Source organism: Halostagnicola bangensis (genome assembly GCF_054653435.1).
Window position 1 is genome coordinate 24,005 of record NZ_BAAIGG010000005.1, and the last position, 16,272, is coordinate 40,276.

The 16,272-nt window shown below is 57.6% G+C and carries 16 protein-coding genes and 2 rRNA genes; 10 read left to right on the forward strand and 8 right to left on the reverse strand.

Annotation, left to right across the window (positions count from 1 at the left end; translation table 11 throughout):
- Positions 1 to 17 precede the first annotated feature (17 nt).
- Complete coding sequence (locus ACYQ14_RS21985) at positions 18 to 272, reverse strand: hypothetical protein (protein ID WP_283838743.1); 255 nt, start codon at positions 270 to 272, stop codon at positions 18 to 20.
- 174 nt (positions 273 to 446) lie between these two features.
- A complete protein-coding gene (locus ACYQ14_RS21990; RefSeq protein ID WP_459883531.1) occupies positions 447 to 1,415 on the reverse strand; it encodes a D-2-hydroxyacid dehydrogenase in 969 nt (322 codons plus the stop codon).
- Positions 1,416 to 1,568: 153 nt separating this feature from the next.
- On the opposite strand from ACYQ14_RS21990, the gene ACYQ14_RS21995 reads away from it, so the two are divergent.
- A complete protein-coding gene (locus tag ACYQ14_RS21995) occupies positions 1,569 to 2,939 on the forward strand; it encodes an NAD(P)/FAD-dependent oxidoreductase (RefSeq protein WP_459883534.1) in 1,371 nt (456 codons plus the stop codon).
- Between the two features lie 394 nt (positions 2,940 to 3,333).
- Here ACYQ14_RS21995 and ACYQ14_RS22000 read toward each other — a convergent pair whose 3' ends face one another.
- Positions 3,334 to 4,668 carry a metallophosphoesterase gene (locus tag ACYQ14_RS22000; protein ID WP_459883537.1) on the reverse strand — a complete coding sequence of 445 codons (1,335 nt, stop codon included), beginning with the start codon at positions 4,666 to 4,668 and terminating at the stop codon, positions 3,334 to 3,336.
- A gap of 183 nt (positions 4,669 to 4,851) precedes the next feature.
- On the opposite strand from ACYQ14_RS22000, the gene ACYQ14_RS22005 reads away from it, so the two are divergent.
- The 4 genes from ACYQ14_RS22005 (at position 4,852) to ACYQ14_RS22020 (ending at position 7,060) form a co-directional block, all read left to right on the forward strand.
- Positions 4,852 to 5,334 (forward strand): hypothetical protein, encoded by a 483-nt coding sequence (locus ACYQ14_RS22005; RefSeq protein ID WP_459883539.1) that lies wholly within the window; start codon positions 4,852 to 4,854, stop codon positions 5,332 to 5,334.
- Between the two features lie 107 nt (positions 5,335 to 5,441).
- Positions 5,442 to 6,329 (forward strand): DUF6159 family protein, encoded by an 888-nt coding sequence (locus ACYQ14_RS22010; protein WP_459883542.1) that lies wholly within the window; start codon positions 5,442 to 5,444, stop codon positions 6,327 to 6,329.
- Between the two features lie 75 nt (positions 6,330 to 6,404).
- A complete protein-coding gene (locus ACYQ14_RS22015; RefSeq protein WP_459883545.1) occupies positions 6,405 to 6,752 on the forward strand; it encodes a helix-turn-helix domain-containing protein in 348 nt (115 codons plus the stop codon).
- Complete coding sequence (locus ACYQ14_RS22020; RefSeq protein ID WP_459883547.1) at positions 6,749 to 7,060, forward strand: DUF7521 family protein; 312 nt, start codon at positions 6,749 to 6,751, stop codon at positions 7,058 to 7,060. Before ACYQ14_RS22015 ends, ACYQ14_RS22020 begins: the two co-directional genes overlap by 4 nt.
- A gap of 362 nt (positions 7,061 to 7,422) precedes the next feature.
- On the opposite strand, the gene ACYQ14_RS22025 is transcribed toward ACYQ14_RS22020, so the two are convergent.
- On the reverse strand, positions 7,423 to 8,025 hold the full coding sequence (locus tag ACYQ14_RS22025) for a metal-dependent hydrolase (protein WP_459883550.1): 603 nt from the start codon (positions 8,023 to 8,025) through the stop codon (positions 7,423 to 7,425).
- Positions 8,026 to 8,251: 226 nt separating this feature from the next.
- Here ACYQ14_RS22025 and ACYQ14_RS22030 point away from each other — a divergent pair, with 226 nt between their 5' ends.
- The 4 genes from ACYQ14_RS22030 (at position 8,252) to ACYQ14_RS22045 (ending at position 10,566) form a co-directional block, all read left to right on the forward strand.
- A complete protein-coding gene (locus ACYQ14_RS22030) occupies positions 8,252 to 8,473 on the forward strand; it encodes a hypothetical protein (RefSeq protein ID WP_459883553.1) in 222 nt (73 codons plus the stop codon).
- A gap of 42 nt (positions 8,474 to 8,515) precedes the next feature.
- Positions 8,516 to 9,799, forward strand: a complete 1,284-nt coding sequence (hisD, locus tag ACYQ14_RS22035; protein WP_459883556.1) for a histidinol dehydrogenase — start codon at positions 8,516 to 8,518, stop codon at positions 9,797 to 9,799.
- Positions 9,800 to 9,906: 107 nt separating this feature from the next.
- The gene (locus ACYQ14_RS22040; protein ID WP_459883558.1) at positions 9,907 to 10,128 is read left to right on the forward strand and encodes a hypothetical protein; all 222 of its coding nucleotides are present in this window, start codon (positions 9,907 to 9,909) and stop codon (positions 10,126 to 10,128) included.
- A 69-nt stretch (positions 10,129 to 10,197) separates the two neighbouring features.
- Positions 10,198 to 10,566: a HesB/IscA family protein gene (locus ACYQ14_RS22045; RefSeq protein WP_283838755.1), complete on the forward strand. Its 369-nt coding sequence runs from the start codon at positions 10,198 to 10,200 to the stop codon at positions 10,564 to 10,566.
- Positions 10,567 to 10,669: 103 nt separating this feature from the next.
- Here ACYQ14_RS22045 and ACYQ14_RS22050 read toward each other — a convergent pair whose 3' ends face one another.
- A complete protein-coding gene (locus ACYQ14_RS22050; protein ID WP_459883561.1) occupies positions 10,670 to 10,870 on the reverse strand; it encodes a dodecin in 201 nt (66 codons plus the stop codon).
- Between the two features lie 102 nt (positions 10,871 to 10,972).
- Between ACYQ14_RS22050 and ACYQ14_RS22055 the strand changes: the two genes are divergently transcribed.
- Positions 10,973 to 12,184: a pyridoxal-phosphate-dependent aminotransferase family protein gene (locus ACYQ14_RS22055; RefSeq protein WP_459883563.1), complete on the forward strand. Its 1,212-nt coding sequence runs from the start codon at positions 10,973 to 10,975 to the stop codon at positions 12,182 to 12,184.
- Between the two features lie 18 nt (positions 12,185 to 12,202).
- Here the strand turns inward: ACYQ14_RS22055 and ACYQ14_RS22060 are convergent, their stop codons facing one another.
- From ACYQ14_RS22060 to ACYQ14_RS22070, 3 genes are all read right to left on the reverse strand, one after another.
- A complete protein-coding gene (locus ACYQ14_RS22060; RefSeq protein WP_283838760.1) occupies positions 12,203 to 12,508 on the reverse strand; it encodes a DUF7116 family protein in 306 nt (101 codons plus the stop codon).
- Positions 12,509 to 12,897: 389 nt separating this feature from the next.
- Positions 12,898 to 13,019 (reverse strand): 5S ribosomal RNA (gene rrf / locus ACYQ14_RS22065).
- 146 nt (positions 13,020 to 13,165) lie between these two features.
- Positions 13,166 to 16,087, reverse strand: a 23S ribosomal RNA gene (locus ACYQ14_RS22070).
- Positions 16,088 to 16,272: the final 185 nt, after the last annotated feature.

Here is a 16,272-nt window from a genome sequence, read left to right on the forward strand (position 1 = left end):
GTCGACGGGCGTTCGTGTTACTCGCTGCTGAGATCTGCATCGACGCGAAGTTCAGAATCGGTTACCGTCGCGACGTTGTCTGCCGGGACCTTGATGTCATCCTCACCCGCTTCTCCGAATCCGAGGCTCTGTATCCACGCGTTCGTGAGTTTCGGCTCGGGATCGACGTATGCGAACTGTTCGATCGCATCGACCTCCGTGACGATACCGATCTGTTCGCCGCGGACATCCATGAGGAACTTGCCTTCGTCTTCCGTCGAGAGAACCGTCATATTCGTCGTACTGTTTCGCCTATGTCACTAAATACATTGTGGAGTCGTCTCTGCAAGGATTCCCCCCTCCGCTCGCCACGAACGTCTCATAGGGTCGGTTGTCCCTGTTTACCAGTTCGTCGCCAGAGGGGGGTGGCGAACGACCGGAAATAACTGACAACCGACCCTATCAAGTCACAACGTGACGTGATTCTCGAGTTCGGCGTCCCATCCCGACTCTGCGATTCGTGTCGCGTTCGTCGCGACGATTTCCGCAAGTCGCTCGTAGTACTGGGGAGTGTGGCCGGCGTTGTGGGGCGTAATCTGGACGTTCCCGAGGTTCCACAGCGGGTGTTCTTCGGGAAGCGGCTCGGGGTCGGTCACGTCGAGCGACGCGCCTCGAATCCAACTCGAGCGCAGTGCATCGACCAGTTCGTCCGTTTCGATGACCGGTCCGCGCGCGACGTTTACGATAACGGCATCGGGATCGAGGGTGAGGAACTCGTCGTGACCGACCAGTCCTCGAGTGTCGTCGGTGAGTGGGCACGCGAGTACGAGGTAGTCGGTCTCGGAGAGTGCATCGTGGAACGCGTCAGCTTCGAACCCGATCACGTCGTCGGTCGGACCGCCCTTTTCGAGAGAGTATCGAACGCCGACCGTGTCGACGTCGAACGGCTCGAGCCGTCGGCAGACGGCCTCCCCGATCGCACCCAGACCGACGATAGTAACCGTCGAACCGCACAATTCGTGGGCCTGGTAGTGTCGCCACTCCCGCCGTCGTTGGCGGCGCTCGCCTTCGTGGAACCGGCGAGTAAAGTACAGTATCGAACCGAGCACGTGCTCGCCGATGTTCGGGCCGTGAACGCCCGAGGCGTTGGTCACCGTTACGCCCCTGTCGCGGAGTTCCTCGAGTGGAAGGTGACCGGTTCCCGCGTACGCGCAGGCGAACACCTCGAGGTTTTCAGCGTGTTCCAGTAGTTCCGAATCGAGCGTCATTCCGGTAACGAACGTCGCGTCGCGAATCTTCTTCCGTTCCGCCGCCGGCGTTCGGGCGAGTTCGACGGTTCGATTTGGGAGGCGGTCACGTAGCGTCTCAACGTACTGCTCGACGGGCATACCGTGCGTTCCTTGGCGAAGAACGAGAACGTCGAATTCGTCGGCCATATCCGTGCTGTTGGGTGGTATCCCCAAAAACGTTCGTTCCCATCCGACAATCGGATACTGTTCGTTGGGACGCTCTATCAACAATGCTGAACCACAGGATAGCGAATACGAATTTCAGGCAGTTTAATATGGCTCGCTGAGTCCGAACGGAGTATGGAACACGTCGACGTCGCGATTATCGGTGGTGGTCCCGCTGGTGCGAGCGCGGCCGAGCGGGCCGCCTACCACGACGCGGAGACCGTCCTGTTCGAACAGGGCGTCCCACGAGAGGACCGTGCGGAAGCCGGTCCCGATTCGACCGACGCCGCGGGGATGCTCGATTACTGGATCGATATCATGGACTTCGAGTTTGAAGAGATCCCAGACGAAGTCGTCCACCGGGAGCTCGATGGAACAGATTTCGTCGGACCCAGTTCGTCAGTGGAGTTGAACACGACCGGGATGGACGCCACCTATCAGAAATTCGGATACACCTTCCACCGTGCCCGAATGGACGACTGGCTCCACGAACGCGCCATCGATGCCGGTGCGGACCTGCGCGTCGGGACCAGCGTCAAATCGATCGATACCGATCTCTCCGGCCCATCACACACGCTGGCGCTCTCGAGCGGCGACGAGGTCGGAGCGGAGTACGTCGTTCTCGCCGACGGCCCACAGCGCCGGGTAACCCTCGATGCACTCGATCAGTTCACGAAACCCGGCTCGAGTATTTCCGAACAACTCTCGCCGCCCGAAGCGAACCATATTGCCTATCAGGAGTACCGAGAGTTCCCCGAGGAACTGTTCGAATCGGATCGACTCAAATTCTGGTGGGGCTACATGCCCGGCGAGACTGCGTACCCGTGGGTCTTCCCCAACGACGGAACGGTCGCCCGCGTTGGCCTCACGATGCCCATCGGAATGACCCTCGACGACGTCGACAACCCCGAGTCGTACAAGCTTCTGAAAGCCACCGACAATGGCATCCCGACCGGTTCGGAGTACATTCGCCGACTGCTCGAGCTCGAGTACGGCGACGAGTACGACATCGAGGAGGATTTCCCGATCGTCGAAGATCGGGGCAAGTCCAAGGGAACCGAGACGTATCCGATTTCGTCGACCCGGCCGGTCGAGTCACCCGTCGGCGCGAACATCGCTGTCGCGGGCGGCGCGATGGGAACGACCTCGGCGTTCCACGAAGGCGGCTACCACGTCGCCGTCCGAACCGGCAAAATCGCGGGTCGACTCGCCGCGACGGACTCGCTCGGGAACTACAACGACGTCTGGAAACGCGCGATCGGCGACGAAATCCGCCGGAACGTCGCGTTCGCCGATATCGTCGCCGACTACGAACCGGACGACTGGGATTGGGCATTCGAAACGGTACGCGAGATGCAGGGCTCGAGCGGCGGAGACTCGATCATTTCGAAGAAGTATTCCGCCGGAATCGGCGCGGCGAAAATCCTCGCGGCGTACAAGAAACGGAAGTTCGCGTACCGGAACGGAAACTACGTTCAGTTCAGCGAGGACGAATACATCTACTGAGTTCGGTTCGTTTTAGAGAGCGACGCTGGGACGACAGCTCGGTCCGCCGGCGGCTCCGTTGTTCGTTCCCGCGGTCACGCAATAGCCTTTAAACGCACGCGGACGCTACTGTCACATGCGTGCCTCAAGTCCCCGTCCGAGCTTACCCATTCGGGTGCGATGATAGAACGGCGAACCCGGGCGCGCGACACACGTTGGTGGTGCGTTTCATCACCGGTCTGGCGGTCCAAACCGCCACACGGATGGTGAGGCCGTCTAACTCACCCGCCCGGCACGAGGGTTAGCCAGCCGACGCGGCATGCCGCCACGGGATGAGGCTGGACGTTAGTGTTCCGGGTGACACTATTCATACCGGTTCGATACTATCCGAACGAGGGGTGTGCGTTCGTCACTGTTACTCGGCAGGTTCGGGCGTCGAAACCTGCACACGATCCTCGAGGACCGCCTGGTCCGGTAATTCGGGGTTCGGCTCTCGGCCGAGCGTGAGCAGTCGTTCGGTGAGCGTGAGTTCGTCGGCGCTGGGACTCGGTTTCTCGATCGCCTCGTGTTCGACGACGACGCCCTCGGATTCGGCGGCGATACGGACCGCACAGAGCTGATACGATGGATAAAACACCGGCGGGAGAAGCCCAGTCACACCGTCTCGACGGTGGAGCCGCTTTAACCAGGTGCCGGTGTTAACGAGCAATCCGCCGTCGATCTCTCGGACGTCGGGACGGTGGGTGTGTCCGTAACAGAATATCGTCGTCTCTGGATCGTCGTCGAAGACGTCTCGAGCGGCCTCCTCGTACGATGCGACGGGATCGACCGTCATCTCGGTATCCATAATCCCGAAGCGATCGATGGTCTTCTTGATATCGCGCTGTAGGAAGTACAGCGGAATCCCGACCAGGAGCAACAAGCCAGTGACGACGACGTTTATCGCGAGCACGTACCAGGCCGCCGTGCCGGCGGTACCGAACTGTCCGAGAAATGCGGTCGCTTCCTCGACGGGCGTCGACCAGACGCCGGCGAGATCGAGTCCCGCGAGGATCGCTAAAATCGCACTTACGTTGAACAACAGGAGGAACGGAACCATCGCGTACCGGATAAGCGGGTTCATCTCGCGGTAGAAGTACTTCGAAATGAGCCAGATCGGCATCCACTCGGTCGGCGTGACGGCCTGGACGTCCTTCAGCCAGTTATACCGTCCTCGGTCGGACACCTGGCCGGCGCGGCTCGTCACGAGCGTGTTATAATAGTATCCGAGCGGCGACGCGTGTGGATTTCCCCAGTCTTCGATACGGTTGTTCGGGTCCTGCTGGTGTCCGTGTTCGAAGTGAATTGCCTGCTCTCCGACGGGCCGGTTGATCGACTGGTCTTGAACGAGATCGATGTTATACTCGGCAAGCCGTTCGACGTATCCGTCGTAGGCGGCCAGTTCGTGGTCGTGATTTCCCGGCAACAGCGTGATCGGCGTGTTCTCGCCGGTCGCACGAAACTGCTCGAACAGCTCCGGATACGCACCTTTTAGCGCGTCGAACTTTTCGATTCCCTCGATGCGAGTGAATTCCCAGAGACCGAACGCGTCACCGTTTATTATCAGTTCGGCGTTCTCGTCGGTCCGCTCGAGACGTTCGAGAAACGAGAGGAGTTCGTCCAGAAACGCAGCCTCCTCGAGTTGCTCGTCGCCCCCGAGATGAATGTCGCTGATAACGTAGTAGACGCGATCGTCGTCACCGTCGACCATTGGGCGACGGTTTCGGGGCTCTCTTTAAAAATATTCGTACCCGGCGGCGTATATGGGTTCTCGAGCGCGAACATCGAATGGCTATGGTCGTCTCGCCGACCGCAGAACATGGTCGGCACGCTCCCGCCAATCGAAAATGTGGTGTCTTATTCACGTCTCCGGATTCGAATGCGTCTAGTATCGATGGCCGACATATCGACGACGCGACGACGGTTCTGTACGACATCGCTCGCGACGGTCGGGGGCGTTTCCGTTGCTGGCTGTCTGGGCGGCGTCTTCAGTGACCCCGACCCTGCCGACGGAAGCGGCGGCGTAACTGATCCGGAGGAATGGATCGACGGAGACGAAATCCACCTGCTCGGATACGCCAGACACTGGGAGGGAGTCGAGCCGGCGGACCTCATCGACGGCATCGAAAATCCCACGCTCGTCCTCGAGGCGGGATCGACCTACGAGATCAGCTGGGAGAACGCGAAAGGTATGCGACACAACCTCGAAATCTGGGACGAGAGCGGGGAAATCGTAGACGACTACGCGACGACAGGCGTGGAATCCGAGGGTGAGACCGAAACGCTCGAGGTTGAAGCGAGCGAGGCGATGGAACAGTACGTCTGTTACTATCACAACGGACATCAGGTCGGCGAAATCGATGTTATTGTGAAGTAAGCTACTCCGTCATCCTCGAACATCGGTCGATTGTGTTATTCGGGCAGAGTTTCAGGTCCAGAAACCGTTACTGAATGTTGATATGGTGGTAACACCTAGCCAGCCCCATGAGCTATTTCAGCCGCCTCAAGACCGGCTTCGTCCTGTCGGTTGCCAGCCTTCGAGTACTTCGATCTCACCCAAAACTCGCGTTGTACCCGCTCGTGAGCGGAATCGCGTCGGCCGTATTCATGGCTGCACTACTCGGACCGCTCTTTCTGGCCAGCGAGATGTCGCTCGGTGGCATCGAGATTGCGGTCTTGTTCGTCGTCTATCTCGGCACGACGTATATCACCGCGCTGTTCAACGCCGGACTGGTCTACTCCGTCGGAGAGGTCTTTCACGGAAACGACCCCCACATCGGGGATGGTCTGCGAGCCGCATCACGAAAGTCGGGAACGTTGCTCATCTGGTCGGTCGTGAGCGCAATCGTGGGTATCTTCATCCAGGCGCTCGAGTCTCGCGGCGGAGTCGGTGCGCAGATTGCCGCGATGATATTCAGCGTCGGTTGGGCCGTCGCGACGTTCTTCGTCATCCCGATTATCGTTTTCCAGGACGACGTATCTGCGACTTCGATGTTTACCGAGAGCGCATCGACGTTCAAAGAGACGTGGGGAGAAACCGTTGGGACCAAAGTTGGACTGGGAATCATCCCTGCACTCATCATGATTCCCGGCATCGTCCTCGCGGTTGGGATCATCGCTGTCTCCCAGAGCCTGGCAATGGTCGCGATTGCCCTCGCCATTGCCGTTTCGTTCGGCGTCCTCTCGATGCTCGTCGGCGGTGTCATTACCGGCGTTGCGAAGACAGCGCTCTACGTTTACGCCACCGAAGATCTCAAACCGGAGGAGTTCAACCAGTTCGACTTCGATTCCATGTTCGAACCGTCGAGCGGAGACACGCAGGACAAATCACGCGGTTCGGGCGGTATACAGGGAACGAAACGTGGAATTTAGCTCGTTCAAGGCGGATTTTCTGAAGTAGAAAAACCGGGCTCCTTTTCATATCAGTCCCGAAACGATAACTTACCAGTGAGTGAGGACTGCGACCTGACGGAATTGCTCGCTGTTCTCGACGACGAGTACGCACGAGCGATCCTCACCGAAACGAGCGTCGAACCCATGTCAGCCAGTACATTGAGCGACCGGTGTGACGCTTCATTGCCGACGATTTATCGTCGACTCGATCGGCTCACGGAGTGTCAACTCATCACCGAAGAAACAGAACTTGCACAGGACGGAAACCACTTCAGCGTCTACTCGGCCAATCTCGACAGCCTCGAGCTTTCACTCGAGGAAGGTGAGTTCTCTCTCGACCTCTCCTATCGCGATCAGGACGTTGCAGATAAGTTCACACAGATGTGGGAGGGGATGCGATGAGCCAGAACGTCGTCAGGCTCGACGAAGCACCACTGTTCGAGATACTGACGGTCGCAAGTCTCTTTCTCGTCGCCCTCGTCGGCACGGTCATCGCCTACCAGGCGTTCCGAGGGTACAGACGAAACGACAGCATGTCGATGCTGTACCTTTCGATCGGTCTTCTGTTACTCACGTTGTTCCCGTTCCTGATCAACGTCTTCATCACGACGGTTATCAGCCCGTCGCAGGTCGTCACCGTGTTCTTCGAGAACACGAGCCGGTTGCTCGGATTGTTGTCCATCATGTATTCGCTGTACGGGCGACACTGACACCGCCTTCGAGTTATGACGTGGGTTCGATTTTTCCGGGTGAGAGACGTGCCCGCCAGCAAGCGGTGCTGGCGAATTGGGTTACAGTCTCGACGTGAACAGATCTGTTCGAGTTAGCACTGAAATTCAGTCGGTTTGATGGAGTATGAGTGGCCCCGGTTGGGAATCGTCGAAATGTCAGAGGTGATTGTCAGAGGCACCTCCCAACCGAGTTGATGATCGAGGAACACGGTCCTTCAGAGCCGGACATCGCGCCCTCGTTCGATGATTGACTCATATAATAGTAATCCCACAACACGATTTTCTGGATCAGAAAACGCTCTTGATAACTATTTATAAACGTCTCGAAGGTGTCTTCCCGTTTATCCGTCGACGCGCTTGAGGAGACCCGTGAATACCTTGAAGCCTCCGACGACGAGATCTCGGGCTACCGGTGCACCGTCGTACAACCAGAGCAACCCGGCAAACACCCCGAGTCCGAGTTGGCCCCAGAGATACGTCGACGGATCACTTGAGAACAGCTCAGCCTGGTACTGATCGAACAGGATCGAAAATTGCTCGAGAAAACCGTGATTGTGCCCGCCGTCTGCAACCGTTACGACCGGCCACAGCATCAATTCGTAGTGAACGACATCTTCACGAACGTACGCGTCAAACACGTCCGACGGTAAATGGAGGAGATAGGCGAGTCCAAACGCGATCCCAGTTCGGGAACGCCCCACCGACCGTGTCCCGATACCGACGACTATCGCGAGCGGGATCGCAAAAAAGATCGAATGCCCGATGGCATACCCCGCCTCGAACACGCCGAACTCCCACGAGAGCGGCTTATCGATGAGGTCCGGGAGAACGGACGCGAAAACAGCGGCGAACGCCTCGAGACCGCCCGGCGAGTCACGATAATAGACGTGACAGAAGAGCGAATACGCCACATATCCAACGATTGCGTGTTCCCAGGGCCACATAGCGGATGGATGCAGTGAGTTGGGATTAGTTATGCATCGCCTGTCAACCGGAAATAGTCACTGACGAACCCGACCTACCGCTCGAGCGCTACGCAACTGCCACGACAAATCGAATCGATGGACGGCCTACTGCCCTCAGTCCGATCGATCCATTCGGTTCTCGTTACGATACTTACGCTCGTGATCTTTCGATACGACTTTCGGGGACCGGCCCGGACAGTGGCGTATGGACCGTGCGGGATTCGTCAAGCTCTCCGTCATCGCGTTCGGCCTCGTCATCTTCAGTTTCTTCGTCCGCGGGTTCAGCCAGTTGCTTTTCGGTCGCGAGATTGCCGAGATTCTCCAGGCCCCGATCGCCGTCATCGGGTTTTCGCTTCTCGTGTACCTGTTCGTCCGTGCGACGCTCGACGCAGTAGGGCTCTGGACCGTTGAAAAAGGCGACGCATAACGGAAGGAAACCGTTTTTCGCGATGCCCACATTAGCAGCGGTATGAGTATTCAGGAACGGGAGGTATCCGAACTCGGCCCCGACGAGCGTGTCGCCTTTTTCGAACGCGACGCCGGCGTCGAGTCCGTCCGTTCGGACGTTCGAGATATCGTCGAACGAGTGCACGAAGAAGGCGATGTCGCCGTTCGCGAGTTCACCGAGCAGTTCGACGACGTCTCGGTCGGAAACCTTGAGATTACGGACCAGTGTGAGCGCGCGTACGACGACCTCGATGGCGAACTACTCGAGGCAATCGATACCGCCGCCGCGAACGTCCGGGAGTTTCACGAGGCACAACTCCCTGAAGACTGGCGCGAGTCCTTCGACGACGGACGAGAACTCGGCAGGCGATTCCGTCCGATCGACCGCGTCGGCGTGTACGTGCCCGGCGGGAGCGCAGCCTACCCCTCGAGCGCGATCATGGGTATCGTTCCGGCCGTCGTCGCCGGTGTCGACCACGTCTCGGTGGTCACGCCCCCAGCGGAACAGATCAGTCCAGTAACGCTCGCGGCGATTCACGCCGCGGGTGCGGATGCCGTCTACAGCGTCGGCGGCGCACAGGGCATCGCAGCACTGGCTTACGGGACCGAGTCGGTTACTCGCGTCCAGAAAATCGTCGGCCCCGGAAACCGATGGGTAACGGCGGCCAAAGCCGAGGTCCGTGGTGACGTTGCGATAGATTTCCTGGCCGGGCCCAGTGAGGTCGTCGTCATCGCGGACGACACTGCCGACCCACAGTTCGTCGCGTCGGAACTAATCGCCCAAGCCGAACACGACGCCAACGCATCCGTCGTCGCAATCACCGATGATGAGACGACCGCCGAAGCCATCACCGAAGCGCTCGAGCGTCAAGCGGACGAGCGCGAGCGCGAAGAAACGATCCGATCAGCGCTCTCGAACGACGCGAGCGGCGTCCTGCTCGCGCGGTCGATGAGCGAAGCGATTCTGTTCACCGAAGAGTACGCCCCCGAACACCTCTCGATTATCGCCGACGACGATGAGGAACTCCTCGAGCGGATCGACAGTGCCGGAAGCGTCTTCCTCGGACCTCACACACCGGTTGCGGCGGGAGATTATGCTAGCGGAACGAACCATGTGCTCCCAACCAACGGCGGCGCACGCGTGACCGGCGGACTCTCGGTCGAAACATTCGTTCGGTCGACGACCGTCCAGCGGCTCTCCGAAACCGGACTCGAGAATCTAGAAAAGACCATCACAACGCTGGCGACAGCAGAGGGGCTCGAGGGCCACGCCGAGAGCGTCCGGATGCGATTCGATCACGAGTAATCTTTCAAAGAACTCTTCAGGGGTTCTCCTTTCGCAATCTGAACACTCTCAACCAGAGAATAGCAGGTGCTGGTTTTACGTGTGAGAATAATGGAGACGAAGACGAGATGCAACCGGACGTCGTCGATCCGACCGATCGGCGGGTGCTCGAACGTAACTACGATTACGCCCAGAAGAACCTCTGGATTCTCTCGATGTGGTACGAGTACGATGTCGAACGGATGGTTGAACTGCTGGCAGTCAACGGCATTCAGCTTTCCCCGAACGACAAAAAACGGTTCGGAGAGTATTACAACGCCGTTCAATCGGATGGTAACAGTACGATCTGATTTTTCATCTAAACTGATAGCCTCTCGAATGGCGTCAACGTTAACATCGTTGCGCGGGAATGGTAGTATATGAGCACCGAAAGTATGGATGGTGGGGACGCGCGACCCCAGATCGAGGTAACCGAGGAAGCCGCAGATCAGGCACGCTCACTGCTCGAGGGGGAAGGGTTAGATGACGATATCGCTGGGCTGCGATTGTTCGTCCAGCAAGGTGGCTGTGCGGGGCTCTCCTACGGGATGCGGTTCGACGACGAACCCGAGGACGACGACACGATATACGAACACCACGACCTGCGTGTCTTCGTCGATCCGGCAAGCCTGAAGTACATCGAAGGAAGCGTTCTCGACTTCGAAAGCGGACTACAAGCCGAAGGGTTTCACGTCGAGAATCCAAATGTCGTCAGCGAATGCGGTTGTGGCGAATCGTTTCGGACGTAAGCCGTTTCGTCGACTACCGGCTCGTTAGATGGCCTCCTCATCTCTCTGTCTCGCGACGGGCGGAAAACGCTTTTAATCAACTATTAGCTCGAGATATAGGTCACTACTCCTCGAGTTCGAACGCGACCGTTACTTCCGCTTGATACTCTCGGCCTTCAGCGTTTGCAATTTCGACGCCGAGTTCGTCGACTTCGATCCAGTACACGTTCTGGAGCGTGTCTTCGGCCCGATCGATCGCATTGTCAGCCGCCGCATCGAAGCTTTCAGTACTCGTCCCGATCAGCGTAATCTTCTTGAAGACCATTGCCTATGCTACTAAGACACAATATCCCTTAAACGTACGGCGAGCGAATTAATCGTCGCCGATGAATCAACGCTTTTGAGGGTTCCGATACCACATTCCGACATGACGACTACTGATGAGTCATGTTCCAAGCCCGCAGTTGGAGAACTCACCCCACCGAATCGGACGCTAATGGGGCCCGGACCGAGCGACGCCAACCCCCGCGTACTTCAGGCGATGAGTACGCCCCTCGTCGGGCACCTTGACCCCTCGTTCGTCGAGATTATGGACGAAGTCCAGGAATTACTGCGGTATACCTTCCAGACAGACAACAAATGGACGATTCCCGTCTCAGGTACCGGCTCGGCCTCGATGGAAGCCGCGATCGGAAACCTCGTCGAACCGGGCGATACGATGCTCGTTCCGACAAACGGATACTTCGGCGGACGGATGGCGTCGATGGCTCGTCGCGCCGGAGGAACCGTCGTTGAAGTCGATGCACCCTGGGGGGAACCGCTCGATCCGAGTACCGTCAAGGAAGCGCTCGCGGAACACGATCCGGACGTCTTCGGATTCGTCCACGCAGAGACGAGTACGGGAGTACTCCAGCCGAACGTTCCCGAACTCACGGCCGCGGCACACGATCACGATGCGCTCGTCATCGCCGACACGGTCACCTCTATCGGCGGTGTCAAACTTCGCGTCGACGAGTGGAACATCGATGTCGCCTACGCTGGCCCCCAAAAGTGTCTCTCCTGCCCGCCCGGTGCGAGCCCCCTCACGCTTTCCGACGAGGCGATGGACAAAGTTCTCGCACGCGAGGAGGAACCCCGATCCTGGTACCTTGACCTTTCATTGCTCGAGGGCTACTGGGGCGAGGAACGCGCGTACCATCACACCGCACCGATCACCAACGTCTACGCACTTCGGGAAGCGCTTCGCCTCGTCGCCGAAGAGGGGATCGAAGCGCGTTGGGCCCGCCACAAACGCCTCGCGGGCGCTCTGAAAGCTGGCGTCGAAGGCATGGGTCTCGAAATGAACGCTCCCGACGAGTACTGGCTCCCAAGTCTGAACGCAGTCCGCGTCCCCGCCGGAATCGACGATGGTGCCGTCTGTGACGCCCTGATCGAACAATATGATCTCGAGATCGCCGGCGGACTCGGTGATCTTTCAGGTGACATCTTCCGTATCGGCTGTATGGGCCACTCCGCTCGACCCGAAAACGTCATTTACGTCGTGACTGCACTCGGCGACGTTCTCGAGTCGATGGGAGCCAATGTCGACCCCGGGGAAGGGGTCACGGCGACGCGTCGCGCTCTCAACACCACTGAATAACCGAAAAACAGTGCCGGACTACGCTGTTGCACGCGGTCCCGGCGGGGCTCGTTCGACCTGATACTCGTCTCCGTCGACCACGATGATCGCCCACTCGTAGTCTGTATTTGTCTGTTTGAGTCGTCTCTCGAGTTCATCTACATCGCTTGGTTGTGCGACGAAACAGTGGAATTCTCCCGATTCGTTCGGGAGGGTTCCTGTCTCGAGGACGGTACTGACGTGGACGACTTTCCATTCTCGCTGGGCTCGAAACTCGGGGCCGTCTCCTTCAACAGTGTATCCGAGCTCTGCGAAGATCGACCTGGCCTGCTCGACGAGTTGCATGTTAACAGGTCCCATTCACTACACTGATACGACGGCACCCGTGATAAAGCTTGGTCTATCCGATACATTCGCCGATAGTAGTGGACGAGTATGGCCTAATTTGTATTAGAATCGCGGAGTAGCTAATAATATCAAGATATCCAATAAGGTTATCGTATAGGTAAGCTATGAATTATCTGTTTGTGATTTTTACTCTCGCTGCTCTTCGTTCGAGATCATGGTTGATTCCTCTGACACGGTGCCCATTCGGTATAGGCGGCTTACCGTCGAAAACTACCGAGACGGACGCCGTGTGAACGAGGATTGCGGAGCTACCGCTCCTCAAGCGTAAATAAAAAAGAGAGCCAACCACGATGGATGACTCTCTTTGGTGCGTAATAAAGTATGAATGGAGGCGGCGAATCAGATTTCCCAGAGGGTCTCCCACTCCAGTACTGACCGAAACGCAGGCAGGCTTATCTTCCGTGTTCGGGATGGGTACGGGAGGAACCCCGCCGCTATGGCCGCCGTAACGCCGAGCTACGGATTCGAACCGCCACACACGCCCACTAACGAGCGTGTGACTCCAGTCTCGGTTACGATGCCGAACCGTGTGTACGTGTAGTCCAGTTCACGCCTGGACCCGTTTCCGGGTCCGTACATGATCCAAATGCGTATGAATGGTGGCTCAATCTGTTAGTGCTCGCGGGCTCAACACCTCGTTGCCTTGGTGCGTACACCCCGAGTCTATCGAACTCGTCTTCTACGAGTGATTTCAGATGGTATCTCTTTTCCAAGTGGGTTTCGAGCTTAGATGCGTTCAGCTCTTACCCCGTGGTGCGTGGCTGCCCAGCACGTGCCCTCTCGGACAACTGGTACACCAGTGGCACCCATTCGTAGTTCCTCTCGTACTATACGAACGTTCTCGTCAGATACCGTAACACCCCCAATAGATAGCAGCCGACCTGTCTCACGACGGTCTAAACCCAGCTCACGACCTCCTTTAATAGGCGAACAACCTCACCCTTGCCCGCTTCTGCACGGGCAGGATGGAGGGAACCGACATCGAGGTAGCAAGCCACCCGGTCGATATGTGCTCTTGCGGGTGACGACTCTGTTATCCCTAAGGTAGCTTTTCTGTCAGCAATTGCCCGCATTAAGCAGGCTAATTGGTTCGCTAGACCACGCTTTCGCGTCAGCGTCGATTGTTGTGCTCGACACTGTCAGGCTTCCTTATGCTCTTGCACTCTTACTCGGGTCTCCGACCCGAGTGAGGAAACCTTGGGGCGCGCTCGATATCTTTTCAAGCGCGTACCGCCCCAGTCAAACTGCCCGGCTACCGGTGTCCTCCGCCAGGAGTGAGAGTCGCAGTCACCATCGGGTAGTATTTCAATGATGCCTCGGTGGCCCGCTAGCGCGGGTACCTGTGTAGTGGCTCCTACCTATGCTGCACAATGGCGACCACGTCTCAGCGACAGCCTGCAGTAAAGCTCTATAGGGTCTTCGCTTCCCCTTGGGGGTCTCCAGACTCCGCACTGGAATGTACAGTTCACCGGGCCCAACGTTGGGACAGTGGCGCTCTCGTTGATCCATTCATGCAAGCCGCTACTAAAGCGGCAAGGTACTACGCTACCTTAAGAGGGTCATAGTTACCCCCGCCGTTAACGGGTCCTTCGTCTCATTGTACTGAGTGTTCAGATACCCGCACTGGGCAGGATTCAGTGACCGTACGAGTCCTTGCGGATTTGCGGTCACCTATGTTGTTACTAGACAGTCGGAGCGCCCGAGTCACTGCGACCTGCCTCTCTCCGAGGCAGGCATCCCTTATTGCGAACGTACGGGACTAACTTGCCGAATTCCCTAACGTCGGTTGATCCCGACAGACCTTGGCTTTCGCCGCCACGAGTACCTGTGTCGGATCTCGGTACGGACAGTGTGATCGTCTTTTCACGGGCTCCAGATTGACCCAGCTTGCGGCATCCCACCATTCATCCGCTTCGTGCCATTACGGCTTCCACGGATTTCGATGGTTACACCGGGCGAATGCCCGGCCTGGGCGGCTCCAAAGCGTCGACTTCTAATTCACACTGGCATAGGAATATTAACCTATTTCCCTTTTGTCTCGTTCGAACTGCGGCGAGACTTAGGACCGGCTAACCCTCAGCTGATCAGCATTGCTGAGGAACCCTTACTCGTTCGGCCGTCGGGGTTCTCACCCGACTAACGCTGCTACTATGACCAGAATTTTCGTTACTGAACGGTCCACACGAAATCTCTTCCATGCTTCCATCCGAACAGTACGCCAACCTACGGAATCACACCTGTAAGGTGTGTCGCTCGGTCTCGGTGGTGGACTTGAGCCCCGATCATTTTCAGCGCGCCGAACCTCGGCCGGTAAGCTGTTACGCTTTTCTTAGAGGGTAGCTGCTTCTAAGCTCACCTCCCGGCTGTCTAGGGCTCGGCACCACTTTCGATCGCACTTAGTCCACACTTGGGGACCTTAACCCAGCTCTGGGTTGTCTCCCTCACGGTACACAGGCTTACCCCGCGCACCGGACTCCTCACGTCAACAGCGTTCGTAGGTTCGGAGTTGGACAGGGAGGCGAACTCCTCTCGGAGGCCGGTCTCCCAATCCGTCGCTCTACCCCACAAACTACCTCGGTGAAGGTCATGCTTCGACATGTTTCGGTTGGAACCAGCTGTTTCCGGACTCGATGGGCCTTTCACCCCTACACATAAGTCACGAGAGGGTATTGTAGGACACCAACTCTAACGGACCTCCACGTGCCTTTCGGCACGCTTCGTCCTGCTCATGCGTAGATCGTCCGGTTTCGGGTCGTGTCCGAGTGGCTCCCCGCGCTTGAACACGGTGACCCTGGTGCAAAGCACTGCGGTCATATCGGTTTCCCTATGCCTTCCCTGATGATCAGGTTAGACTCGCCAATCAGACACACTCTCTGGTTCGTTTTTCAAAACGTACGACAGAACACCGGCTTCCGACACTGCTTACTACAGGTTCGCACCTGATTCATTGTGTGTCGGACCTTGTGTGCCCTGTCGTTCTATCGCCAACTGATTTCACGCCCTATTACACCTCCCTTCTTGGGGTGCTTTTCAGCGTTCGCTCACGCTACTTGTTCGCTATCGGTCTCAAGGAGTATTGAGTCTTTGCGGTCAATGCCCGCAACATTCACGAGGAATATCCAATCCCCGCTACTCTGGAGCTGACGCACATCGTACTTCTTGACGGTACGGGACTGTCACCCTGTTTCGTACTCCGTTCCAGGAGATTTCTCATCAAGTTTCGGATGCTGAATGTCAGTCCGAACACCACATTGCCCGTAAGGGCTTCGGTTTGGACTGTGTCGGGTTCACTCGCCGTTACTAACGACATCGCGGTTGCTTTCTTTTCCTGTCGATACTAAGATGTTTCAATTCTCGACGTTCCCCATTGCGCGAAGCAATTGCGGTGGGGATTCCCATTCGGAGATCCTGAGTTCTTCGCCTCCGTGCGGCTCCCTCAGGCTTTTCGCAGCTTGGCACGTCCTTCTTCAGCTCTTGAGCCGAGCGATCCACCAGCTGGCACAGTAGCCACGTTCTTTCGGATCAGTAGTGACCCGGGAACGGGTCCAGTGGACGCCTGGACTACACGTACACACGGTCTCATCTGCACGCCCGTAGACAGCGGGCCTGCATTAACCCTTCCCACCCACACTTGCGCGGGGTGGTGCATTGGTTCGTTGCTTCGGATTAAATCAACGCCCCGTCTCCCACTTAAGGGACAC